The organism is Pseudomonas sp. ICMP 3272 (genome assembly GCF_001466905.1).
GTDB classification, from domain to species: Bacteria; Pseudomonadota; Gammaproteobacteria; order Pseudomonadales; family Pseudomonadaceae; genus Aquipseudomonas; species Aquipseudomonas amygdali.
Window position 1 is genome coordinate 1 of sequence record NZ_LKEK01000029.1, and the last position, 251, is coordinate 251.

Consider the following 251-nt stretch of genomic DNA (forward strand, 5'->3'; position numbering starts at 1 on the left):
ATTTCGCCGTTCTGGTTCAGAACCTCGTTGACGTTTTTCAGCAGCAGTGCGCCCGGCGCGTTGATCAAACCGCCCTGATTGTCCAGCTGGCCGTTGTTCAGGTCCAGGCTCAAGGACGTATTGCTGAACAGGGTACCGCCCTGCTGGCTCAGGCGGCTGACACTCGCGGTCAGTGCCTGGCTGCTGCCGATGCTGCCACCATCACTGTTGGTCAGTTGTGCGCTCGTCAGGTCCAGACGATCACTGCTGCT

General features: G+C 59.8%; 1 protein-coding gene. It reads right to left on the reverse strand.

The genetic code is table 11. From position 1 onward, the window contains the following. The coding region (locus AO068_RS03850) for a hypothetical protein (protein WP_152999735.1) at window positions 1–251 on the reverse strand (251 nt) is incomplete at both ends.